This is a genomic window from Methylocucumis oryzae (assembly GCF_000963695.1).
GTDB lineage: Bacteria > Pseudomonadota > Gammaproteobacteria > Methylococcales > Methylomonadaceae > Methylovulum > Methylovulum oryzae.
In genome coordinates this window covers 1-2,491 of record NZ_LAJX01000359.1, presented here as the reverse complement: position 1 = coordinate 2,491, position 2,491 = coordinate 1, and the positions used below count along the sequence as shown (strand labels likewise).

General features: G+C 53.8%; 2 protein-coding genes and 1 pseudogene. All 3 read right to left on the bottom strand.

What is annotated here, in order from left to right; genetic code table 11:
- Positions 1 to 38 precede the first annotated feature (38 nt).
- Positions 39 to 1,618 (bottom strand): annotated as a pseudogene (gene tnpC, locus VZ94_RS21570) (IS66 family transposase).
- Positions 1,619 to 1,772: 154 nt separating this feature from the next.
- Complete coding sequence (gene tnpB / locus VZ94_RS21565; RefSeq protein ID WP_045780823.1) at positions 1,773 to 2,123, bottom strand: IS66 family insertion sequence element accessory protein TnpB; 351 nt, start codon at positions 2,121 to 2,123, stop codon at positions 1,773 to 1,775.
- Positions 2,111 to 2,398 carry an IS66 family insertion sequence element accessory protein TnpA gene (gene tnpA / locus VZ94_RS21560; protein WP_045780822.1) on the bottom strand — a complete coding sequence of 96 codons (288 nt, stop codon included), beginning with the start codon at positions 2,396 to 2,398 and terminating at the stop codon, positions 2,111 to 2,113. Before tnpA ends, tnpB begins: the two co-directional genes overlap by 13 nt.
- Positions 2,399 to 2,491 lie beyond the last annotated feature (93 nt).

The window sequence follows — 2,491 nt, the reverse complement described above, 5'->3', positions numbered from 1 at the left end:
ATAGTTTTTGTAACCGTTCAATCTAGCCACGTTGTTTTCTAAAAGACATTCTGATCCTTAACTGTCTCGGAATTTGCCGTTGCAAAAGGCAGCAACTCATCGATACGACTGTTGGGCCAAGTCGGTAATTTTTCCAAAGTATCCTTGAGCCATTCGGTAGGGTTTAAGCCATTGAGTTTAGCCGTCCCTAATAAGGTTTGAATCGCTGCGGCACGGTCGCCAGCCCGTTCAGAACCCACGAATAACCAGTTTTTTTTTTGCCAATCGCGATAGGTCGAATGCAATTCTCGGTCGGGTTGTTGTCAATCGGCAAGTGTCCGGTTTCGGCGTAGCGACAAAGCGCCGGCCAGCGTTTGAGGCTGTAATCTAAAGCCTTGGCAGTGGCGCCGCCAGGTGCGGTTTTGGCGCGGGTTGCCATGAGCCAAGCGTGCAAAGAGGCTAGTGCCGGTAGGCTTTTTTCGGCGCGTAAGGCTTGCCGCTCAGCAATGGTCAGGGTCTTAGCTTCGGCTTCTACCGCATATAGCTCAGCTATTCGGTTTAGCGCCTCTAACGCTATCGGGCTGTGATTAGCCTGGTGCAAGTCAAAGAATTTGCGTCGGGCATGTGCGAAACAACCGAGTTCTATACAGGCACCGGCGTCGCCAGTGTCAGTAAATAAGGCCTTATAGCCGGCATAATCATCGACCATGAGATGGCCTCGCCAATCGCCGAGAAACTCGCGCGCATGGCTGCCGCTGCGACCGGTTTGATAGTCAAAGACGATGATGCGCGGTCCGGGTTGCAAATCGTTGCTGCGGTAAGCCCACAAATAGGCTTTGCGCGTCTTGCCGGTGCCGGGTTCTAGCTGCGACACCGGCGTTTCGTCGGCCAGCAAGGTGTTGCCTTGCAATAAATGCCACTTTAATCGCTCCGCCAACGGTTTTAGCGCTACCCCGACACGACCCACCCATTCCGCCAGCGTTGACCGGGCAAGGTTAACGCCTTCGCGCGCGGCGATTTGTTCTAATCGGTACAGCGGCAAATGGTCTTGGTATTTATTGATGATCAGCCAGACTAACAGACCCACGGCGGCCATACCGCCATCGATCACCGCCGGTGGAATCGGCGCCGCAGTGACGGTTTCGCAAGCACGGCAGGCATATTGGGGGCGAATGTGGCGATGCACGAAAAACTTAGCGGGTTCAACATCCAGTTGCTCAGTGACATCTTCGCCGATTTTGACCAAGTCTTTGCCGCATTGACCGCAGGTGCAGGATTCCGGTTCGTGACGGTGTTCGATACGCGGCAAATGCACGGGTAAGGGTTGGCGACCCGCACGCGGACGTTTGGGTTTCGCCACCGTATCGCCGGGCTGATCGTCTTGGAGTTGCTCGATTTCCGAGTCAATGGCGGCGAGGTCCGCGTCCAAAGTTTCTTCGAACACGTCGCGTTGCAGCGGCGATAGGGTTTCGCTTTTGACGCCAAAACGGATGCGCCGGAGATGGGCGAGCTCGTGGGTTAGGGCTTCGATTTTGAAGTCTTTGGCCCGGATGACGGCGTCTTTAGCTTGAATTTGCGCGTCTTTGAGCTGCAGCAACTCTCTATCCTGTACCGTTTGGTCAAGCAACACCCGAATCATATCCACCACTTGGCTTTTGGCGGCTGGTTCGAAGTCTAAACGGTCGATGTCGGCGAGTGTTTTCATGGTGGTTATTATACCAAAAAAAAAACGCCTGAAAGCCTTATCAATACTGGGTTTAAGCGATTTTTTTTTAGGACTCAAAACAGCGCTTTCAAGGTTGCCAATCCGCCGATGGAAGCGCTGACAAGCGTTGCCAATCGACCCCAGCTACGAGCCAGCGCCATTGCGCTTCAGTGACCAAAAACACCGCCTCTTCGTGTCGCGGCCAGATAAAATGACCGCGATGCAAGCGGCGTTGACACAGCCAAACACCATTGCCGTCCCACAGTAACAGTTTCAGCCGAGTTCCGGCTCGATTGCGAAAAACAAAAGCCGCGCCCGCGCACGGCACAGAGCCTAGCGCCTGCTGGACAAGCGCGGACAGTCCGTCTATGCCTTTACGCATATCCACCGGTGCCACGGCTAGCCAAATTTGCGCGGGTGTTTCGATCAAGCCAGGCATCGCAGCAACTCAGCCAGCCACGCTGCAGAAACGGTTATCGGTAGTTCCAGTCGTGAGCCGTGACCGGTATGCAATACCAGCAAAGCAGTTGCCGGTGGCGGTTCCTGTATCTGAACGGGAATGAACGCCGGTGTGGAATGTTGATTTCTAAAATCGTGCAGCCGCGCGGCAAAGGTTTTGACATTAAGCCGATGCTGTCGGCAATACGCCGCTTGCGTCATTCCGCTGCTTTGCCAAGTGTTCAGGTGGTGTATCCAATGCGCGGTTAAGGTCATGCATTATCCTCTTCAAAAATTTTGAGAATAACGGTTCTGAACTTATTAGAACAGGTGGTTTGGTTGAGCGCTTACCAATCRCGTTGGCAAGAT

Coding starts and splice junctions, on each gene's coding strand:
- tnpB (WP_045780823.1), bottom strand. CDS start 2,123: ATGCCTGGCTTGATCGAAACACCCGCGCAAATTTGGCTAGCCGTGGCA.
- tnpA (WP_045780822.1), bottom strand. CDS start 2,398: ATGACCTTAACCGCGCATTGGATACACCACCTGAACACTTGGCAAAGC.